Source organism: Enterobacter kobei, assembly GCF_001729765.1.
In the GTDB taxonomy this organism is placed as follows: domain Bacteria; phylum Pseudomonadota; class Gammaproteobacteria; order Enterobacterales; family Enterobacteriaceae; genus Enterobacter; species Enterobacter kobei.
The window spans coordinates 4,438,490-4,457,770 of the sequence record NZ_CP017181.1 but is presented as its reverse complement, the minus strand read 5'-3'; the positions used below and the strand labels follow the sequence as shown (position 1 = coordinate 4,457,770).

Annotated in this window: 25 protein-coding genes; 15 read left to right on the top strand and 10 right to left on the bottom strand. The window is 52.8% G+C overall.

What is annotated here, in order from left to right; translation table 11 throughout:
* Positions 1-6: 6 nt before the first annotated feature.
* Complete coding sequence (locus BFV64_RS21700) at positions 7-1,911, bottom strand: ABC transporter ATP-binding protein (protein ID WP_045134897.1); 1,905 nt, start codon at positions 1,909-1,911, stop codon at positions 7-9.
* A 138-nt stretch (positions 1,912-2,049) separates the two neighbouring features.
* On the opposite strand from BFV64_RS21700, the gene kefG reads away from it, so the two are divergent.
* The 4 genes from kefG (at position 2,050) to slyD (ending at position 5,299) form a co-directional block, all read left to right on the top strand.
* The gene (kefG, locus tag BFV64_RS21695; protein WP_014885493.1) at positions 2,050-2,601 is read left to right on the top strand and encodes a glutathione-regulated potassium-efflux system ancillary protein KefG; all 552 of its coding nucleotides are present in this window, start codon (positions 2,050-2,052) and stop codon (positions 2,599-2,601) included.
* Positions 2,601-4,406: a glutathione-regulated potassium-efflux system protein KefB gene (gene kefB / locus BFV64_RS21690; protein ID WP_014885492.1), complete on the top strand. Its 1,806-nt coding sequence runs from the start codon at positions 2,601-2,603 to the stop codon at positions 4,404-4,406. Before kefG ends, kefB begins: the two co-directional genes overlap by 1 nt.
* A gap of 13 nt (positions 4,407-4,419) precedes the next feature.
* Entirely contained in the window at positions 4,420-4,620 is a 201-nt protein-coding gene (locus BFV64_RS21685; RefSeq protein WP_003861689.1) for a YheV family putative zinc ribbon protein, read from the top strand.
* A 94-nt stretch (positions 4,621-4,714) separates the two neighbouring features.
* Positions 4,715-5,299 (top strand): peptidylprolyl isomerase, encoded by a 585-nt coding sequence (gene slyD, locus BFV64_RS21680; RefSeq protein WP_045134895.1) that lies wholly within the window; start codon positions 4,715-4,717, stop codon positions 5,297-5,299.
* A gap of 51 nt (positions 5,300-5,350) precedes the next feature.
* On the opposite strand, the gene BFV64_RS21675 is transcribed toward slyD, so the two are convergent.
* A complete protein-coding gene (locus BFV64_RS21675; protein WP_008503009.1) occupies positions 5,351-5,569 on the bottom strand; it encodes a protein SlyX in 219 nt (72 codons plus the stop codon).
* A 237-nt stretch (positions 5,570-5,806) separates the two neighbouring features.
* Here BFV64_RS21675 and fkpA point away from each other — a divergent pair, with 237 nt between their 5' ends.
* From fkpA to bfr, 11 genes are all read left to right on the top strand, one after another.
* Positions 5,807-6,628, top strand: a complete 822-nt coding sequence (gene fkpA / locus BFV64_RS21670; protein ID WP_023331457.1) for an FKBP-type peptidyl-prolyl cis-trans isomerase — start codon at positions 5,807-5,809, stop codon at positions 6,626-6,628.
* A gap of 165 nt (positions 6,629-6,793) precedes the next feature.
* On the top strand, positions 6,794-7,516 hold the full coding sequence (locus tag BFV64_RS21665; protein ID WP_014885489.1) for a helix-turn-helix transcriptional regulator: 723 nt from the start codon (positions 6,794-6,796) through the stop codon (positions 7,514-7,516).
* Positions 7,516-7,902 carry a sulfurtransferase complex subunit TusD gene (gene tusD / locus BFV64_RS21660; protein WP_014885488.1) on the top strand — a complete coding sequence of 129 codons (387 nt, stop codon included), beginning with the start codon at positions 7,516-7,518 and terminating at the stop codon, positions 7,900-7,902. The genes BFV64_RS21665 and tusD overlap by 1 nt, the downstream gene beginning before the upstream one ends.
* Positions 7,902-8,261 (top strand): sulfurtransferase complex subunit TusC, encoded by a 360-nt coding sequence (gene tusC / locus BFV64_RS21655; protein WP_045134893.1) that lies wholly within the window; start codon positions 7,902-7,904, stop codon positions 8,259-8,261. The genes tusD and tusC overlap by 1 nt, the downstream gene beginning before the upstream one ends.
* A gap of 7 nt (positions 8,262-8,268) precedes the next feature.
* Positions 8,269-8,556, top strand: a complete 288-nt coding sequence (gene tusB, locus BFV64_RS21650; RefSeq protein WP_014885486.1) for a sulfurtransferase complex subunit TusB — start codon at positions 8,269-8,271, stop codon at positions 8,554-8,556.
* A gap of 124 nt (positions 8,557-8,680) precedes the next feature.
* The gene (gene rpsL / locus BFV64_RS21645) at positions 8,681-9,055 is read left to right on the top strand and encodes a 30S ribosomal protein S12 (protein ID WP_000246815.1); all 375 of its coding nucleotides are present in this window, start codon (positions 8,681-8,683) and stop codon (positions 9,053-9,055) included.
* Between the two features lie 96 nt (positions 9,056-9,151).
* Positions 9,152-9,622 carry a 30S ribosomal protein S7 gene (rpsG, locus tag BFV64_RS21640; protein WP_003861706.1) on the top strand — a complete coding sequence of 157 codons (471 nt, stop codon included), beginning with the start codon at positions 9,152-9,154 and terminating at the stop codon, positions 9,620-9,622.
* A 96-nt stretch (positions 9,623-9,718) separates the two neighbouring features.
* Complete coding sequence (fusA, locus tag BFV64_RS21635) at positions 9,719-11,833, top strand: elongation factor G (RefSeq protein WP_014885485.1); 2,115 nt, start codon at positions 9,719-9,721, stop codon at positions 11,831-11,833.
* 69 nt (positions 11,834-11,902) lie between these two features.
* Entirely contained in the window at positions 11,903-13,087 is a 1,185-nt protein-coding gene (gene tuf / locus BFV64_RS21630; RefSeq protein WP_014171903.1) for an elongation factor Tu, read from the top strand.
* A 179-nt stretch (positions 13,088-13,266) separates the two neighbouring features.
* Positions 13,267-13,461 (top strand): bacterioferritin-associated ferredoxin, encoded by a 195-nt coding sequence (gene bfd / locus BFV64_RS21625; protein WP_008503493.1) that lies wholly within the window; start codon positions 13,267-13,269, stop codon positions 13,459-13,461.
* 72 nt (positions 13,462-13,533) lie between these two features.
* Positions 13,534-14,013 (top strand): bacterioferritin, encoded by a 480-nt coding sequence (bfr, locus tag BFV64_RS21620; RefSeq protein WP_014885483.1) that lies wholly within the window; start codon positions 13,534-13,536, stop codon positions 14,011-14,013.
* 101 nt (positions 14,014-14,114) lie between these two features.
* Here bfr and BFV64_RS24760 read toward each other — a convergent pair whose 3' ends face one another.
* From BFV64_RS24760 to gspG, 8 genes are read right to left on the bottom strand one after another with little or no spacing between them, the layout of a single operon-like run.
* On the bottom strand, positions 14,115-14,828 hold the full coding sequence (locus BFV64_RS24760; RefSeq protein ID WP_081330979.1) for a prepilin peptidase: 714 nt from the start codon (positions 14,826-14,828) through the stop codon (positions 14,115-14,117).
* Position 14,829: 1 nt separating this feature from the next.
* Positions 14,830-15,303 (bottom strand): type II secretion system protein M, encoded by a 474-nt coding sequence (gspM, locus tag BFV64_RS21610; RefSeq protein WP_032635368.1) that lies wholly within the window; start codon positions 15,301-15,303, stop codon positions 14,830-14,832.
* A complete protein-coding gene (gene gspL, locus BFV64_RS21605) occupies positions 15,296-16,504 on the bottom strand; it encodes a type II secretion system protein GspL (RefSeq protein WP_158008546.1) in 1,209 nt (402 codons plus the stop codon). The genes gspM and gspL overlap by 8 nt, the downstream gene beginning before the upstream one ends.
* Positions 16,437-17,396 carry a type II secretion system minor pseudopilin GspK gene (gene gspK, locus BFV64_RS21600; protein WP_045135134.1) on the bottom strand — a complete coding sequence of 320 codons (960 nt, stop codon included), beginning with the start codon at positions 17,394-17,396 and terminating at the stop codon, positions 16,437-16,439. The genes gspL and gspK overlap by 68 nt, the downstream gene beginning before the upstream one ends.
* A complete protein-coding gene (locus BFV64_RS21595; protein WP_052192639.1) occupies positions 17,393-17,974 on the bottom strand; it encodes a PulJ/GspJ family protein in 582 nt (193 codons plus the stop codon). The genes gspK and BFV64_RS21595 overlap by 4 nt, the downstream gene beginning before the upstream one ends.
* The gene (gspI, locus tag BFV64_RS21590; protein ID WP_023331447.1) at positions 17,967-18,335 is read right to left on the bottom strand and encodes a type II secretion system minor pseudopilin GspI; all 369 of its coding nucleotides are present in this window, start codon (positions 18,333-18,335) and stop codon (positions 17,967-17,969) included. Before gspI ends, BFV64_RS21595 begins: the two co-directional genes overlap by 8 nt.
* Entirely contained in the window at positions 18,332-18,832 is a 501-nt protein-coding gene (gene gspH / locus BFV64_RS21585) for a type II secretion system minor pseudopilin GspH (RefSeq protein ID WP_045135133.1), read from the bottom strand. The genes gspI and gspH overlap by 4 nt, the downstream gene beginning before the upstream one ends.
* Positions 18,833-18,834: 2 nt before the next feature.
* Positions 18,835-19,278: a type II secretion system major pseudopilin GspG gene (gene gspG / locus BFV64_RS21580; RefSeq protein ID WP_014885475.1), complete on the bottom strand. Its 444-nt coding sequence runs from the start codon at positions 19,276-19,278 to the stop codon at positions 18,835-18,837.
* Positions 19,279-19,281: the final 3 nt, after the last annotated feature.

Below are 19,281 nucleotides of genomic sequence, written 5' to 3'. Positions count from 1 at the left end.
GGTGTGTTAGTCGGCCTGCAGCATCGCTTCCAGCTGTTCCTGCGCGTCCAGCCACGCCATTTCGCACGCTTCGAGGCTCGATTTGGTCTTTGCCTGCGTTTGCAGGCAATCCGTCAGCTCCGCTTTACGGCTTTGATCGTACAGGCCGCTGTCGCCTAGCTTCTCTTCAACGGTGGCAAGCGTGGCGTTGAGCTTCTCCATCTCTTTTTCCAGACGGGCAATCTCTTTACGCAGCGGCTGAGTCTGAGTGCGCAGCTCCGCTTCGCGACGCTTCTGGTCTTTACGCGCCTGCGCGCTGTTGGCGTTGTCTTTCGCCGACTCGTCCGGCTGGTTTTCCTGCTTCTGCACGTCCGTCAGCCACTGCTGGTAGTCTTCCAGATCGCCGTCGAACGGTTCAACTTTGCCATCATGCACCAGGTAGAGATCGTCTGTGGTGGAGCGGATCAGGTGACGATCGTGCGAGACCACCACCAGCGCGCCTTCGAACTCAATCAGCGCTTCGGTCAGCGCCTGACGCATGTCGAGATCCAGGTGGTTGGTCGGTTCATCGAGCAGCAGCAGGTTCGGGCGCTGCCAGACGATCAGCGCCAGTACCAGGCGGGCTTTTTCACCGCCGGAGAAACGCTCTGTGTTTTCGGTGACTTTATCGCCCTGGAAGCCGAAGCCGCCGAGGTAATCGCGCAGCTTCTGCTCCATTTCCTGCGGTGCCAGACGCGCAAGGTGCTGGATAGGCGATTCATCCGCGCGTAAAAATTCCAGCTGATGCTGAGCGAAATAGCCAAGCTTAATGCCTTTCGCCAGGCCGATTTCGCCGCTGACCGGGTTAAGTTCGCCCGCCAGGAGTTTGATTAGCGTTGATTTACCGGCGCCGTTACGCCCCAGCAGACCGATACGTGAACCCGGCACCAGGTTGAGCTTGATGGAGTCGAGAATAATGCGATCGCCATAGCCCGCGCTCACTTTTTCCATTTTCAGCAGTGGATTCGGCAGGCTTTCCGGCTCGCGGAAATTGAAGTGGAACGGGTTATCGACGTGCGCCGGGGCAATCATCTCCATGCGTTCCAGCATCTTGATGCGGCTCTGGGCCTGCTTGGCTTTAGAGGCTTTGGCCTTAAAGCGATCCACAAAGCTTTGCAGGTGCGCCACGCGCTGCTGCTGGCTTTCGTACATCGCCTGCTGCTGGGCCAGGCGCGTCGCGCGCTGGCGCTCGAAAGAGCTGTAGTTGCCGGTATATTCGAACATCGTTTGCTGTTCGATATGAATGATTTTATCCACCACCGGATCGAGGAAGTCGCGGTCGTGGGAGATCAGAATCAGAGTGCCCTGATAGTTCTTAAGCCACTTCTCCAGCCAAATAACCGCATCGAGATCGAGGTGGTTAGTCGGTTCATCAAGTAGCAAAAGATCAGAACGGCAGATCAGCGCCTGCGCCAGGTTGAGGCGCATACGCCAGCCGCCGGAGAAGTCGCTGACCGGGCGTTCCAGCTGTTCATTGCTGAAGCCCAGGCCGTGCAGCAGGCTGGAGGCGCGGGAGCGAATGGTCCACGCGTCGATGGCGTCCAGCTTGCCATGAACGGTGGCGATGGCGTGACCGTCGTTGCGCTCGTTGGCGGCGTGGAGTTCCGCTTCGAGTTTGCGGTATTCACGGTCGCCGTCGATAACATAGTCGAGGGCCGGTTCGCTCAGGGCTGGCGTCTCCTGGTTCACCCAGGCGAGCTGCCAGTTTCCCGGATAAGTAAAGCTTCCGCCATCCGCGCTAATCTCGTTTTTCAGCAGCGCCAGCAGCGTGGATTTGCCACAGCCGTTTTTGCCGACCAGACCCACTTTTTGGCCCGGGTTGATGGTAGCAGTGGCGTTATCGAGCAGAACGCGCACGCCGCGACGAATTTGTAACGAGGAGAAAACAATCATAGAAGCGCCGTATGTTCCGACTATGTTAATTTGTCATTATGATAATGTAAGGTGTGGGCCATTTTCCGCACCGGGCCGCCATGGTAGCCCAAAACAACAACGATACACAAAAACAGAAACACGACCGGGAGGGGAATGATGTCTCAGACAGCGAAAGTGCTGCTGCTGTATGCCCATCCGGAATCTCAGGACTCGGTGGCGAACCGGGTGCTGCTTAAGCCGGCCACACAGCTCAGTAACGTTACGGTGCACGATCTCTACGCGCACTATCCTGATTTCTTTATTGATATTCCTTACGAGCAGGAACTGCTGCGTCAGCATGACGTGATTGTGTTCCAGCACCCGCTTTATACCTATAGCTGTCCGGCACTGCTGAAAGAGTGGCTGGACCGCGTGCTGAGCCGCGGCTTCTCCAGTGGGGTGGGGGGAAACCAGCTGGCGGGAAAGTACTGGCGTAGCGTGATCACCACCGGTGAACCCGAAAGTGCTTACCGTCACGACGGGCTGAACCGTTATCCGATGAGCGATATCCTGCGGCCATTCGAGCTGACGGCGGCGATGTGCCGTATGCACTGGATGAGCCCGATCATTGTCTACTGGGCGCGGCGTCAGGATCCGAAAGAACTGGCCAGCCACGCCAGAGCTTATGGCGAGTGGCTGGCATCGCCGATTCCGGCAGGAGGTCGTTAATGGAAGGATCGAATTTGCTCCTCGCCGGGGTACTGTTTTTATTTGCGGCCGTCGTCGCGGTTCCGCTTGCCGCCCGTCTCGGCATCGGTGCGGTACTGGGATATTTGCTCGCGGGGATCGCCATTGGTCCCTGGGGACTGGGATTCATCAGCGATGTGGATGAAATTCTCCATTTCTCCGAGCTAGGCGTGGTGTTCCTGATGTTCATCATCGGTCTGGAACTGAATCCCTCTAAATTGTGGCAGCTCCGACGCTCTATCTTTGGCGTGGGTGCCGCGCAAGTGTTGTTCAGCGCCGCGATTCTGGCTGGCCTGCTAATGCTGACCCACTTTTCCTGGCAGGCCGCGGTGATAGGCGGGATTGGTCTTGCCATGTCTTCGACGGCGATGGCGTTGCAGCTGATGCGCGACAAAGGGATGAACCGCAATGAAGCCGGGCAACTGGGCTTTTCGGTGCTGCTGTTTCAGGATTTAGCGGTGATCCCGGCGCTGGCGCTGGTGCCGCTGCTGGCGGGTTCTGGCGACGATAGCTTCGACTGGGCAAAGATTTCCATGAAGGTGCTGGCCTTTGCGGGCATGCTGATTGGCGGACGCTTCTTGTTGCGTCCGGTGTTCCGCTTTATTGCCGCATCGGGCGTGCGTGAAGTGTTTACAGCTGCGACGCTGTTGCTGGTGCTTGGCTCGGCGCTGTTTATGGACGCGCTGGGGCTATCAATGGCGCTGGGTACTTTTATCGCCGGGGTGCTGCTGGCGGAGAGCGAGTATCGTCACGAACTGGAAATTGCCATCGATCCCTTCAAAGGGCTCCTGTTAGGGTTGTTCTTTATTTCGGTGGGGATGGCGCTCAATCTCGGTGTGCTTTATACCCATCTGCTCTGGGTTGTGGTCAGCGTCGCCATCCTGGTGGCGGTGAAAATGCTGGTGCTGTACGTCATGGCGCGTATTTACGGGTTGCGCAGTTCGGAACGCATGCAGTTTGCCAGCGTGTTAAGCCAGGGGGGAGAGTTCGCGTTTGTGCTGTTTTCCGCCGCGTCCTCTCAGAAGCTGTTTAAGGACGATCAGATGGCGCTGCTGCTGGTGACGGTGACGCTGTCGATGATGACCACGCCGCTGCTGATGAAGCTGGTGGATAAACTGCTGTCGCGCCGCTTAAACCCGACGGACGATGAAGATGAAGCGCCATGGGTAGAAGACGATAAACCCCAGGTGATAGTGGTGGGCTTTGGCCGCTTCGGGCAGGTGATTGGTCGCCTGTTGATGGCGAATAAGATGCGCATTACGGTGCTGGAACGCGATATCAGTGCGGTTAACCTGATGCGTAAATATGGCTACAAGGTGTATTACGGCGACGCGACCCAGCTTGAGCTGCTGCGCTCGGCGGGCGCTGAGGCCGCCGAGTCCATCGTGATCACCTGTAACGATCCGGAAGACACGATGAAACTGGTGGAGCTGTGTCAACAGCACTTCCCGCACCTGCATATACTGGCGCGTGCCCGGGGACGTGTTGAAGCTCACGAATTGTTGCAGGCGGGTGTGAAACACTTCTCCCGTGAGACGTTCTCCAGTGCGCTGGAGTTAGGCCGTAAGGCGTTGATCTCGCTGGGTATGCATCCTCATCAGGCGCAACGTGCCCAGATGCACTTCCGTCGGCTGGATATGCGAATGCTGCGCGAACTGATGCCGGTACATACCGACACGGCGCAGATCTCCCGCGTGCGGGAAGCGCGTCGCGAGCTGGAGGAGATCTTCCAGCGAGAGATGCAACAGGAACGACGCCAGCTTGATGGCTGGGATGAATTTGAATAAAGGGTAACGAAAGATGGCTGTCCGTAAACGCTTTATCGCAGGTGCAAAATGCCCGTCCTGCCAGGCGCAAGATACTCTGGCGATGTGGCGAGAAAATAATATTGATATCGTTGAGTGTGTTAAGTGTGGTCACCAGATGCGTGAGGCCGATAAAGAGGCCCGCGATCATGTTCGCAAAGAAGAGCAAGTGATCGGCATTTTTCATCCGGACTAGCGATATGCCCTGAGTTTTTTTAAGCTAAAGGGTACACGGGTGCAGATTTCCGCTACAATCTGCGCCAGCAATTTTCCCACGCTCAGGAGATATCATGAAAGTAGCAAAAGACCTGGTGGTCAGCCTGGCCTATCAGGTACGTACAGAAGACGGTGTGTTGGTTGATGAGTCTCCGGTGAGTGCGCCGCTGGACTACCTGCATGGCCACGGTTCCCTGATTTCCGGCCTGGAAACTGCGCTGGAAGGTCATGAAGTTGGCGACAAATTCGACGTTGCTGTCGGCGCGAACGACGCTTACGGTCAGTATGACGACAACCTGGTTCAGCGCGTTCCTAAAGACGTATTCATGGGCGTTGACGAACTGCAGGTTGGCATGCGCTTCCTGGCTGAAACTGACCAGGGGCCAGTGCCTGTAGAAATCACTGAAGTTGAAGACGACCACGTTGTGGTTGACGGCAACCACATGCTGGCTGGCCAGAACCTGAAGTTCAACGTAGAAGTTGTTGCGATCCGTGAAGCGACCGAAGAAGAGCTGGCTCATGGCCACGTTCACGGTGCGCACGACCATGACCACGATCACGGCCACGACGGCTGCTGCGGTGGTCACGGCCACGATCACGACCATGGTCATGACCATGGCAAAGGTGGTTGCGGTAACGGCGGCTGCGGTTGCCACTAATTCCGCTAAGCGGAAAATAAAAAAGCGGGTGAACCCCGCTTTTTTTACGCCTCAATAATGAGGTGGTGGTGTCTCTTCAGACTGAGAGGCAATGTTTGACGGCTGCGTTGCCTTTAGCTTTTCCGTCAGCAGACGCATGTGATCCCGCAGCTTCGCCATTTCGAGTTCATGTGCTGTGACAGTCTGGTTTAGCTCTTCGATGGTGATGTCCTGAAAAGCCAGGCGGCTTTCCAGCTCAGCCATTCTCGCTTCTATCGTTGTATCCTTCATCATTCACCTCGTTTATGTCTGATTTACCTGATGGTCCAGCGGCGGCGCAGTTTAACTGAGTTTATCCTTAAGTGCAGTCTCTATCCCGCTGGCAAGAAACTTATTTAAACAAAAATAGTCTGAAAAGTGGTGAGAATTGGGAGTGTCTGTCTGTAGATTTCTTCTGCAACGTTTTATAGTACGTCACTCATTTACGTTTAACGCTGGGGTGAGAGTCCCCAGGCCCTGGAGATATGGATGAAATCACTGTTTAAAGTAACGCTGCTGGCGACGACGATGGCTGTTGCGCTGAACGCGCCGCTGTCATTCGCTGCTGATACTGCTGCGAAGCCTGCTGCCACTGCAGACAGCAAAGCGGCGTTCAAAAATGACGACCAGAAATCCGCCTACGCACTGGGCGCATCTCTGGGTCGTTACATGGAAAACTCTCTGAAAGAACAAGAGAAACTGGGCATCAAACTGGATAAAGCCCAGCTGATCGCAGGCGTACAGGACGCATTTGCGGATAAGAGCAAGCTGTCTGACCAGGAAATTGAGCAGACGCTGCAGGCGTTCGAAGCACGCGTGAAGGGTGCCGCTCAGACCAAGATGGAAGCGGACGCGAAAGACAACGAAGCGAAAGGCAAAGCCTACCGCGATACCTTTGCTAAAGAGAAGGGTGTGAAGACTTCCTCTACAGGCCTGGTGTACAAAGTTGAGAAAGAAGGTACCGGCGATGCGCCGAAAGACAGCGATACTGTTGTCGTAAACTACAAAGGTACGCTGATCGACGGTAAAGAGTTCGATAACTCTTACACCCGCGGTGAGCCGCTCTCCTTCCGTCTGGACGGTGTGATTCCTGGCTGGACTGAAGGCCTGAAAAACATCAAGAAAGGCGGCAAGATCAAGCTGGTTATTCCACCGGATCTGGCCTACGGCAAAACGGGCGTTCCGGGTATCCCGGCTAACTCCACGCTGGTCTTCGACGTAGAGTTGCTGGACATTAAACCAGCACCGAAAGCGGATGCGAAACCGGAAGCGCAGGCAGATCAGAAAGCTGCGACAGACGCTAAGAAGTAATGTAATAAAAACCGCCGCCTTTAAGGCGGCGGTTTTTTTATTGCAGGGCAGATATAATTAACACTGGAAAGCGTCTGGTACGCTGTATTAATTTAGTTGTCCGTGTAGATAATGAGCCTGCCCTGAAAACCTAACGACAGGCTCCTGAAAAGGAGTGTTTTTTTCATGTCCAGGTCGCTTTTAACCAACGAAACCAGTGAACTTGATTTGCTGGATCAACGTCCTTTTGACCAGACCGACTTCGATATTCTTAAATCCTATGAGGCGGTGGTGGACGGGTTAGCGATGCTCATTGGTTCCCACTGCGAAATCGTATTGCACTCCCTGCAAGATCTGAAGTGTTCCGCCATCCGCATTGCTAATGGTGAGCATACCGGCCGTAAAATTGGTTCGCCAATCACCGACCTTGCATTGCGTATGTTGCATGACATGACCGGCGCGGACAGCAGCGTCTCCAAATGTTATTTCACCCGCGCCAAAAGCGGCGTGCTGATGAAATCAGAAACTATCGCGATTCGAAACCGCGAACATCGTGTGATTGGACTGCTGTGCATCAACATGAACCTTGATGTGCCTTTCTCGCAGATCATGAGCACCTTTATTCCGCCTGAAACGCCAGACGTTGGCTCCTCCGTTAACTTTGCCTCCTCCGTAGAAGATCTGGTGACTCAAACGCTTGAGTTTACCATTGAAGAGGTGAATGCCGATCGCAACGTCTCGAACAATGCCAAGAATCGTCAGATCGTACTCAATCTCTACGAGAAAGGGATTTTTGATATCAAAGACGCCATTAACCAGGTGGCCGATCGTCTGAATATCTCCAAGCATACGGTCTACCTCTACATCCGCCAGTTCAAAAGCGGCGACTTCGTAGGGCAAGATAAGTAATGCGTTTTGCGTTAATGGTGACAGGCCCGGCGTACGGCACTCAGCAGGCCAGCAGCGCGCTGCAGTTTGCGCATGCGCTACTGGCGGCCGGACATGAACTGGCGAGCGTCTTTTTCTATCGGGAAGGGGTGTATAACGCGAACCAGTTTACGTCACCGGCGAGCGATGAGTTTGATCTGGTCCGCGCGTGGCAGGCGTTAAATGAAAAGCAGGGTGTTGAGCTGAACATCTGCGTGGCGGCGGCACTGCGTCGCGGCGTGACGGATGCAACCGAAGCCGATCGCCTGGGGTTATCGGGCGCTAACCTTCAGCCTGGCTTTTCGTTGAGTGGTCTGGGCGAGCTGGCTCAGGCGGCGCTAACCTGCGACAGAGTGGTGCAATTCTGATGAAGCGCGTGGCATTTGTTTTTACTTCTGCACCGCACGGTAGCGCCTCTGGCCGCGAAGGGCTGGATGCGTTACTTGCGACATCGGCATTAACAGAAGATATCGGCGTCTTTTTTCTGGGGGACGGGGTGTTTCAACTGCTCGCGGGCCAACAGCCGCAGGCCATCCTGGCGCGCGATTACATCGCAACCTTCAAATTGCTGCCGCTGTACGATATCGAAACCTGCTATGTCTGTGCCGACTCCTTAACGGCGCGCGGTTTGAGTGATAAGTCGTCTTTTGTGCTGGATGTGACGCTCTTACCTTCCTCTGATCTGCGTGAACACCTTTCCCACTACGACACCGTTTTGACGTTCTGAGGCCGCCATGCTCCATATTCTGAGCCACTCACCGTGGCAATGTGATATCGACACACTGTTGAGCATGCTGCGCGAAGGTGATGATTTGCTGCTCATTCAGGACGGCGTGCTTGCCGCTCTGGAAGGCAGTCGTTTCGTTGAAATTCTCACGAATGCCCCCATAACAGTCTCTGCGCTGAAGGACGATCTGGACGCGCGAGGTCTTTCTGGTCAAATTTCAGCCAAAATTGACGTGGTTGGCTATACTGATTTCGTCAATCTTACTGTGACGCACGCCAGTCAAATGAACTGGTGATCCGAGATCGCTGTATATTTCTTGACACCTTTTCGACGTAGCCCTAAAATTTCGCGTCCTCATATTGTATGAGGTCGTTTTATTACGTGTTTACGAAGCAAAAGCTAAAACCAGGAGCTATTTAATGGCAACAGTTAACCAGCTGGTACGCAAACCACGTGCACGCAAAGTTGCAAAAAGCAACGTGCCTGCACTGGAAGCCTGCCCGCAGAAACGTGGTGTATGTACTCGTGTATATACCACCACTCCTAAAAAACCAAACTCCGCACTGCGTAAAGTATGCCGTGTGCGTTTGACTAACGGTTTCGAAGTGACTTCCTACATCGGTGGTGAAGGTCACAACCTGCAGGAGCACTCCGTGATCCTGATCCGTGGCGGTCGTGTTAAAGACCTTCCGGGTGTTCGTTACCACACCGTTCGTGGTGCGCTGGACTGCTCAGGTGTTAAAGACCGTAAGCAGGCTCGCTCCAAGTACGGCGTGAAGCGTCCTAAGGCTTAATGGTTCTCCGTTAAGTAAGGCCAAACTGATTTATCTTAATGTCAAACTAAACTCGTAGAGTTTTGGACAATCCTGAATTAACAACGGAGTATTCCCATGCCACGTCGTCGCGTCATTGGTCAGCGTAAAATCCTTCCAGATCCGAAGTTCGGATCAGAACTGCTGGCAAAATTTGTAAATATCCTGATGGTAGATGGTAAAAAATCTACTGCAGAAGCCATCGTATACAGCGCGCTTGAGACCCTGGCTCAGCGTTCTGGTAAAAATGAACTGGAAGCTTTCGAAGTCGCTCTCGACAACGTTCGCCCAACTGTAGAAGTTAAGTCCCGCCGCGTTGGTGGTTCTACTTATCAGGTTCCAGTTGAAGTTCGTCCGGTTCGTCGTAATGCTCTGGCAATGCGTTGGATCGTTGAAGCTGCTCGTAAACGCGGTGATAAATCCATGGCTCTGCGTCTGGCGAACGAACTTTCTGATGCTGCAGAAAACAAAGGTACTGCAGTTAAGAAACGTGAAGACGTTCACCGTATGGCAGAAGCCAACAAGGCGTTCGCACACTACCGTTGGTAATCCCTTCGGAGTATTAGTCACCAGGCGGGCGCTTCAGAGAAGCCGCCCGCTCTGGGTAACTTAACTGAACGCCTAAAGAAACAAACGAGGAATCAAATGGCTCGTACAACACCCATCGCACGCTACCGTAACATCGGTATCAGTGCGCACATCGACGCCGGTAAGACCACTACTACCGAACGTATTCTGTTCTACACCGGTGTAAACCATAAAATCGGTGAAGTTCATGACGGCGCAGCCACCATGGACTGGATGGAACAGGAGCAGGAGCGTGGTATCACTATCACCTCCGCAGCGACTACTGCATTCTGGTCAGGTATGGCTAAGCAGTACGAACCGCATCGCGTAAACATCATCGACACCCCAGGGCACGTTGACTTCACCATCGAAGTAGAACGTTCCATGCGTGTGCTCGACGGCGCGGTAATGGTTTATTGCGCAGTTGGTGGTGTTCAGCCACAGTCTGAAACCGTATGGCGTCAGGCGAACAAATATAAAGTTCCACGCATCGCGTTCGTTAACAAAATGGACCGTATGGGTGCTAACTTCCTGAAAGTTGTTGGTCAGATCAAAACCCGTCTGGGCGCGAACCCTGTTCCGCTGCAGCTGGCAATTGGTGCTGAAGAAGGCTTCACCGGCGTTATCGACCTGGTGAAAATGAAAGCCATCAACTGGAACGACGCAGACCAGGGCGTGACCTTCGAATACGAAGACATCCCGGCTGAGATGCAGGACCTGGCTGACGAATGGCACCAGAACCTGATCGAATCCGCTGCTGAAGCTTCTGAAGAGCTGATGGAGAAATACCTGGGTGGTGAAGAACTGACTGAAGAAGAGATCAAAAAAGCTCTGCGTCAGCGTGTTCTGAACAACGAAATCATCCTGGTAACCTGTGGTTCTGCGTTCAAGAACAAAGGTGTTCAGGCGATGCTGGATGCGGTAGTTGACTACCTGCCATCCCCGGTTGACGTTCCTGCGATCAACGGCATCCTGGACGACGGTAAAGATACTCCGGCTGAGCGTCACGCAAGCGACGACGAGCCGTTCTCTGCACTGGCGTTCAAAATTGCTACCGACCCATTCGTGGGTAACCTGACCTTCTTCCGCGTTTACTCTGGTGTGGTTAACTCCGGTGACACCATCCTGAACTCCGTGAAAGCGGCGCGTGAGCGTTTTGGCCGTATCGTACAGATGCACGCTAACAAACGTGAAGAGATCAAAGAAGTTCGTGCGGGCGACATCGCTGCAGCTATCGGTCTGAAAGACGTGACCACTGGTGACACCCTGTGTGACCCGGATCACCCGATCATTCTGGAGCGTATGGAATTCCCAGAGCCGGTAATCTCCATCGCGGTTGAACCAAAAACCAAAGCTGACCAGGAAAAAATGGGTCTGGCTCTGGGCCGTCTGGCGAAAGAAGACCCATCATTCCGCGTATGGACTGATGAAGAATCTAACCAGACCATCATCGCTGGTATGGGTGAACTGCACCTGGACATCATCGTTGACCGTATGAAGCGTGAATTCAACGTTGAAGCGAACGTGGGTAAACCTCAGGTTGCTTACCGCGAAGCGATTCGCGCGAAAGTTACCGATGTTGAAGGTAAACACGCTAAGCAGTCTGGTGGTCGCGGTCAGTACGGTCACGTTGTGATCGACATGTACCCACTGGAGCCGGGCTCTAACCCGAAAGGTTACGAGTTCATCAACGACATCAAAGGTGGTGTAATTCCTGGCGAATACATCCCAGCCGTTGATAAAGGCATCCAGGAACAGCTGAAAGCGGGCCCTCTGGCTGGCTACCCAGTTGTTGACATGGGTATCCGTCTGCACTTCGGTTCTTACCACGACGTTGACTCCTCTGAACTGGCGTTTAAACTGGCTGCGTCTATTGCCTTTAAAGAAGGCTTTAAGAAAGCAAAACCAGTTCTGCTTGAGCCAATCATGAAGGTTGAAGTAGAAACTCCTGAAGAGAACACCGGTGACGTTATCGGTGACTTGAGCCGTCGTCGCGGTATGCTGCGTGGTCAGGAATCTGAAGTAACTGGCGTTAAGATCCACGCTGAAGTTCCGCTGTCTGAAATGTTCGGATATGCAACTCAGCTGCGTTCTCTGACCAAAGGTCGTGCATCATACACCATGGAATTCCTGAAGTATGATGATGCGCCTAACAACGTTGCTCAGGCCGTTATTGAAGCCCGTGGTAAGTAATCCACAGGATTAAAACCTAAGTCCCGTGCTCTCTCCGAAGGGGAGAGCACTATAGTAAGGAATATAGCCGTGTCTAAAGAAAAATTTGAACGTACAAAACCGCACGTTAACGTTGGTACTATCGGCCACGTTGACCATGGTAAAACTACCCTGACTGCTGCAATCACTACCGTTCTGGCTAAAACCTACGGCGGTGCTGCTCGTGCATTCGACCAGATCGATAACGCACCAGAAGAAAAAGCTCGTGGTATCACCATCAACACTTCTCACGTTGAATATGACACCCCGACTCGCCACTACGCACACGTAGACTGCCCAGGCCACGCCGACTATGTTAAAAACATGATCACCGGTGCTGCGCAGATGGACGGCGCGATCCTGGTTGTTGCTGCGACTGACGGCCCAATGCCTCAGACTCGTGAGCACATCCTGCTGGGTCGTCAGGTAGGCGTTCCTTACATCATCGTGTTCCTGAACAAGTGCGACATGGTTGATGACGAAGAACTGCTGGAACTGGTAGAGATGGAAGTTCGTGAACTGCTGTCTCAGTACGATTTCCCAGGCGACGACACCCCAATCGTTCGTGGTTCCGCGCTGAAAGCGCTGGAAGGCGAAGCAGAGTGGGAAGAGAAAATCATCGAACTGGCTGGCTTCCTGGATTCTTACATCCCAGAACCAGAGCGTGCGATTGACAAGCCATTCCTGCTGCCAATCGAAGACGTATTCTCCATCTCCGGTCGTGGTACCGTTGTTACCGGTCGTGTAGAGCGCGGTATCATCAAAGTTGGTGAAGAAGTTGAAATCGTTGGTATCAAAGAGACTGCGAAGTCTACCTGTACTGGCGTTGAAATGTTCCGCAAACTGCTGGACGAAGGCCGTGCTGGTGAGAACGTTGGTGTTCTGCTGCGTGGTATCAAACGTGAAGAAATCGAACGTGGTCAGGTTCTGGCGAAGCCAGGCTCAATCAAGCCACACACCAAGTTCGAATCTGAAGTGTACATCCTGTCCAAAGACGAAGGCGGCCGTCATACTCCGTTCTTCAAAGGCTACCGTCCACAGTTCTACTTCCGTACAACTGACGTGACCGGTACCATCGAACTGCCAGAAGGCGTTGAGATGGTAATGCCAGGCGACAACATCAAGATGGTTGTGACTCTGATCCACCCAATCGCGATGGACGACGGTCTGCGTTTCGCAATCCGTGAAGGCGGCCGTACCGTTGGCGCGGGCGTTGTTGCTAAAGTTCTGGGCTAATTAATTATCCCCGAATTAAAAAAGGACGCTTCGGCGTCCTTTTTTGTTTTGTGCTGCTCAGGTGTTGTCACAAACTTTCGCATTTTTTGCCTGCACCCGCCCCGTATTCTGGCGTTTGTGCTATTGTAATCATAACCATTCTCACTTACACTTTGCGCATAATTTGAACGGGAGTCTCTATGTACGTTTGTTTATGTAATGGTGTAAGCGACAAAAAAATACGTCAGGCCGTTCGCCAGTTTCAGCCACAGTCATTTCAGCAGCTTCGCAAATTTGTTCCGGTTGGAAATCAATGCGGTAAATGTGTACGTGCTGCACGTGAAATCATGCAGGACGAGTTGATGCAGATCCCGGAATACAAAGAGATCGCGTAAGCGCCCATCTTTTTTTTGACATCCCCGTAGCCCGATCTACGCTTCAATGAGTGGAAGCGGAGGGACTATATAATGAAAGGTGATGTTAAAATCATAAGTTATCTCAATAAATTATTGGGAAATGAGCTTGTCGCAATCAACCAGTACTTTCTTCACGCGAGAATGTTCAAAAACTGGGGACTTAAACGTCTGAACGACGTTGAGTACCATGAATCTATAGATGAGATGAAACACGCCGATAAATATATCGAGCGCATTTTATTCCTTGAAGGTATTCCAAACCTGCAGGATCTCGGCAAGCTGGGCATCGGTGAAGATGTCGAGGAGATGCTACGTTCCGACCTCAGGCTGGAACTTGAAGGTGCCAAAGATCTCCGTGAAGCCATTGCCTATGCCGACAGCGTTTTTGATTATGTCAGCCGTGACATGATGATTGAGATCCTTGCCGATGAAGAAGGCCATATAGACTGGCTGGAAACCGAGTTGGATTTGATCGATAAGCTGGGTATTCAAAACTATCTGCAGGCGCAAATCCGCGAAGAAAAAGAGTAGTTGATACAGGAAGGAAACCCTCCTTCCTGCCTCCTCACAGCGTTGCCCAGCAGAAACAGCCCCAGCCGCTCAGTGCCAGTGCCGGACCGAAAGGTATCGGGTCACCGAAATGCCCTTTTTTTTACCCACAGCAGAAGCCCGTAAAAGATCCCAGCGATTGACGCTACGTAAAGGATCACGGGTACCTCTCGCCAGCCGCACCAGGCGCCCACTGCCGCAAGCATCTTGAAATCCCCGTAACCGATCCCTTCTTTGTGACAGATTAAGCGGACCAGCCAGTAGAGCAGCCACAGAATTAAATAGCCGGCAGCGGCACCCACAATGGCGTCCTGGGAGGAAACAGGGCCAAAAAAGGCATTAAACAACAGGCCAACCCACAGTAACGGTAGCGTGAGCTTGTCGGGTAAAAGGTAATGCTGCAGATCGATCACGCTGAGTGCGAGTACAAACCAAAAGAACAGAAAAAGCGCCAGTGACATTATCATTGATGCTGGATGGAGGGCATAGCAAATGACGGCCATCATCGCACAAAGCCCTTCCAGCAAGGGATAGCGTGTTGAAACAGGCTGGCCGCAGTGGCGACATTTCCCTTTGAGAAGCATCCAGCCGAGCAGGGGAACCGTGTCGTACCAGAACAGTGGGGTTTGACACTGGCAGCACCGGGAGCCAGAGAACGTAAACTCTGACGTTGAACCCGCCTCGCCTGTCGAAGACGGTCGTAAAATCTCGGCAGGCAAACGCCAGGTGAGTATACCCATTGCGGTTCCTGACAGCAGGCCAATGATGAGAAACAGAGTAACCAGTGAGCTATCCATTTTATTTCACTCCGAGCGTCAGGCGCGTCAGGATTATAGTGTCCGTACCCTGTTCACTGGCGTGGAATTCAAGTTCCGCAATCCGCAGACCGTAGTCTCCCTGTAGCACTGCCAGCCAGTTCATAAAAGCGTCCATCCTGAGAGCGTCGGCCGATACAGTCAGTTCTCCGCTATCGGTGCGCTGGAGTTTTGCGGCAGTGCCCAGCATGTGCAAACTGCTTTTAACCTGATTCTCCAGGGAGCCTGATGGTCTCTTTTCCGGAAGAAGAGCTGCAGCCGAAACCTGTTTCTGCAACCACTGCAGATCGCGTTGCACCTTAGCATAGCGGGATTGCATGGTGTCCGTAGCCTGCTTCAGGGGCTGGTAGAGCCCAAACCAGAAAAGAATGCTGACACCGCAGACAAGCAGTGCGAGTAGCAGCCGCTGTTCACGCGGATCTTTTTGGTGAAACCATTCCTGAGCGCGTTTAATCATTTCGAATCGTCCATAATCCCTGTTCATGTTTATCGACTTTGAGTGAGTAGCCAGCCAGTTTTTGATTTAAAAACGCCTGGATCTGTTGCTCATCGCGGGTAGAAATAAAAAGACGTAAATCATTACGTGCCGGGTTATAACTCAACCCTTCCAGCGCCAGTTCCGGGAAAGCGGACAGATGAGCCTGAAGCTGTTGTAAGAGCAAATAGGGGGCAGGCGATCGTTGCTGTAGCTGCCTGGGTAAATAGGTACGCAGATTACGGGTATGCCTGTTTTCTGGAATATAACGTTGCCATTGCTGCGTCAGTGTGTGGCTCAGCTGTTTTTCATACTCCCGAAGTTGCAAATACACGACAGCCTGAGCCAGACACGCACTCACGGCTAACAGGAAAATGCTGCAAAGCGCCATGCGTTTGATATTGGTGTTCCAGAAAGAGCGCGGGGCTGGCGGGCGCATTTTCCCGTGCAAAAGGTTAGCGGGTGGTTCCTGTGTATAGAGTGTCAAACTATGACATGCGGGACGCGTTTCCTTCGCGGAAAGGCCAGCTGGCAGTGGACCGTAGCTGACGACCTCTTGCGGGGGATAATGCGCTAGCAGCTGTGCCAGCCAGGGTTCTGTCAGATGGGCAACACTGTTCTCATGCGTTCTGAGCAACCATCCACCGCTGTCTGATAATACCGTCCAGCCGCTTTCACAGGCTGGCAAGCGAAGGGCGTCAATCGTCGCATGCGTGACGTTAAAACCAGCCCCGGCAAAGAGACGAAGCTGGGACATAAGCCAGTCGGCGTCAACGCCAATGACGGAAACTCGCGTTCCCTCCCGAGAGAGTAGCGTCCAGTGCAGCGAGGGCATGCCTTCGTCCAGTGTTTCATCCGCAAGCCACTGAAGTTTTTGATCGGTCAGTTCGTAATTTTCGTCTGGGATGACGATTATTCTGCTCGTTGCCTTTTGGGCCGGAATAACGAGATGAGTGCATCCTGATGCCGGGCGTGCGGCAATCTCCGGCAACTGTTCTGTTGTCAGACTCTGAACCTGGCTGTAGCCACATCCATCATATTCCACCCATTCAAGGACGTTCGGCGTCGATCCAGAAAGGCGGATAAGCAGTTTCGTCGCAGGGACGTTAACTGCTTTATTGTTCGCTACTGCCATCCGTAAGCTGGCGTAAATAGAGTTTGAGTGTTTTAGTTTTTTCGTCATAAATGAAAAATGTGCGCATACCAAAGGTAAGGTCACCCTCATGAACCGTGGATGTGGTCAAAAAATAACTGCTGCTGGTTGTAATCTGTTTTTTAAGCGAATCCACCAGCGGTTTTGCTGCGCTGAAATCCTGTTGGGCCTGGTAAAGAAAATCCTCTACCTTTTCCCAGCCATTTACAGGACGTTTTTTCAGGAGCATTTTTGCATCTGACAAGCTGATATTGTTGAGGAAGAGGGCTGCCAGAAGCGGCGCTTGCTGCTCAGTAAGGGTATTGATATTAATGGCGAGGTCACTGCTGAATCGGGTGCAGATAAAAGGGGCGAGTTTTTGATAAAGCGCGTCAGTCATCCCTTTAATTTTGCGCACTTCTGTGGGTAAAAAGAGCACCTGACCGGCGGTCAGGTAGCCTGGCTGACTATGTTGATAGTATTCGTCTTCTGCACCTTTAACGCGCGTTGAGTCGTTATCATCGATGTAGTCTGCGATGGATTGTGCGATCTCTTCTGCCCGGTATTTTTCAACGGCGAGCTTCTCCAGTAGGGCATAAAACACGCTGATTTCATACGGTGGCGTCGCCAGTGGTTCTTCCGGCGTATTCTTCAGTGCGTTCAGGTTGTAGCAATGGTGCAGATCGTTTATCTGCCAGCTGACGTCGGTGTCGTCGCCAGGACTCTCCGAGTGGGTGAGTACGTCTCGAGGCTTCTCCTGAAAACGTGCCATAGATTGTGCTTCAGCGTAGAGCAGAGCGTATTTCCCCTGCAGGCTATCATTGATGCGCCGGGTGCGCTGGAGCTGAACCTGAAAACTTATCGTCATCTCTGCTGCCAGCGCAGCCATCAGCGCCAGAATCATTAAAACGATCAGCAATGCAGAACCTTTTTGCGTGTTCATTGCGTCGCTCCTGCAGGTTGGCTGGCGGCTTTTTTTTCCGGAAACCAGCCGGGCAGGACAACGTGTCGGGTTATTTCCGCTTTACCGTCACGCTCCAGCGTTATCGTGGCTGTCGTTGACACGCTCTTTTCATCCGCTGGCGTCATTGTTGCAGAAAAATGGGAGACATGATCCAGCAGTGGCTGTGGTGCCACGTCCTTTTCACTGTCGGATGAGTAGCGTACTGCACGGAATAATGTGTCGTTTTCGATATACCAGTGGACGGTCGTTAAAACGAACGTTGCCCCAAAAGGCATTGCGGGATCCCGGGTTTGTGTTGTGAAAATTACGCTCTCTTTTTCACACAAGAAGGGGAGCGGTGTTTGCCGGTTTTTCCGCGGGACATACTGCATTAAATCATTTTCAAGCATGAGCACGGTGTGCTGGATGGCCTCAAAATCATCGCCAGTCTTCTTGGCTCGCTGGTACTGTTCGGTTGCCTGGGAGAACACCTGAGAGGCCAGAAAGCTGAGCGTTGAGAAAATGACGATCGCCAGCATCACTTCCAGAAGCGTAAAGCCGTTGGGGACTTTACTCATGCTTCGCCTCCGTTTTCTTACTATCTGAAGACCAGGCATACAGGCTGAGGGTTCGGCCATCAGACGTTATCACCCTGGCCTCTTTCTGAAGCAAAGGAGACGAACTTTTTTTCCCTTCAACCAGTTGCCAGGAGAAGGTCTCATTTAATTGAGAAGAGGCTCCCTCTTTGGCGGCGAGTTGTCCGTAAGTCGAGGTCACGAGTACGTTGTCTGCAACCCAAAGCGCTAGCGTTTCCTGTTTTAACGTTTCCAGTGCTGAAAGCTGCCATTGCATACTGTTGAGGAGTGCAATAATGGCGGTCGCAAAAATAGCCATTGCCAGCAAGACTTCAAGCAGCAGCATTCCGCTTTGTTGTTTCATTGCGGTTCCTTAAAGCGAATGACCTCAAGCGGCAGCGCGCCGTGTGAGTGCAGAATGGCGATTTTTTCGCCATCTTTAGCGTTGAAAACCACTGAAAAGGGAGTGACTTGTCCATCGGGCAGGATGACGATTTGCGGCTTGGCCTCCTCCGACGACGGTGTCACGTCAGGCCTGGCCGGTGCGTCCCAATCGCCGCGTAACGGCAAATTGTCATTGTTTGCTATTTCCTGCCACTGCCATTCACCGGTGCGATCCTTTTTCGGTGCATAGAAAAGCCAGCCGTCAGTAGTGAGCTGAAGGCCGACAGTATGTTTTTCCAGTAGCGCCACGTCTGACATGTATTTTGCTGTCTGTCTGAGGACATCGATCTGCCGCAGTAGCTTTCCGGTAGCGCTCAGCCTGTCACTTTGCATAGCGACAACGCCGGCTGCCGCCAGGGCGATGATGACCATAACCAGCATCACCTCCAGCAGTGTGAATCCTTTCTGATGGGCCATTTTTAGCGTGACTTTTTATCGTTATCCCAGTTGTGGATATCATCCTCGGTGCCGGTTTCAGCATCAGGACCTGTGGACATGATATCGATCGCGCCATGCTCACCCGGGCTAATCAGGATGTAGTCATTCCCCCACGGATCGGCGGGCAGACGGCGGATATAACCGTCCGGGTTGTAGTTTTCAGCCCGGGGAGCTTGCGCTGGGGCGGTAATAAGCGCCTCCAGGCCCTGTTCTGTTGTGGGATAACGATGATTATCCAGCTTGTACATATCCAGCGCATTTTCGAGAGCAATAATATCGCTGGCGGCTTTTTGCCGGTCTGCCCGATCCTTATTGCCCATTAAGTTAGGCACCACCAGGCTGGCCAGAACCCCCATAATCACGATGACGACCATCAATTCCATAAGCGTGAAACCACGCTGCCTTTCCTTTTTCTGCGCTTCCATGAT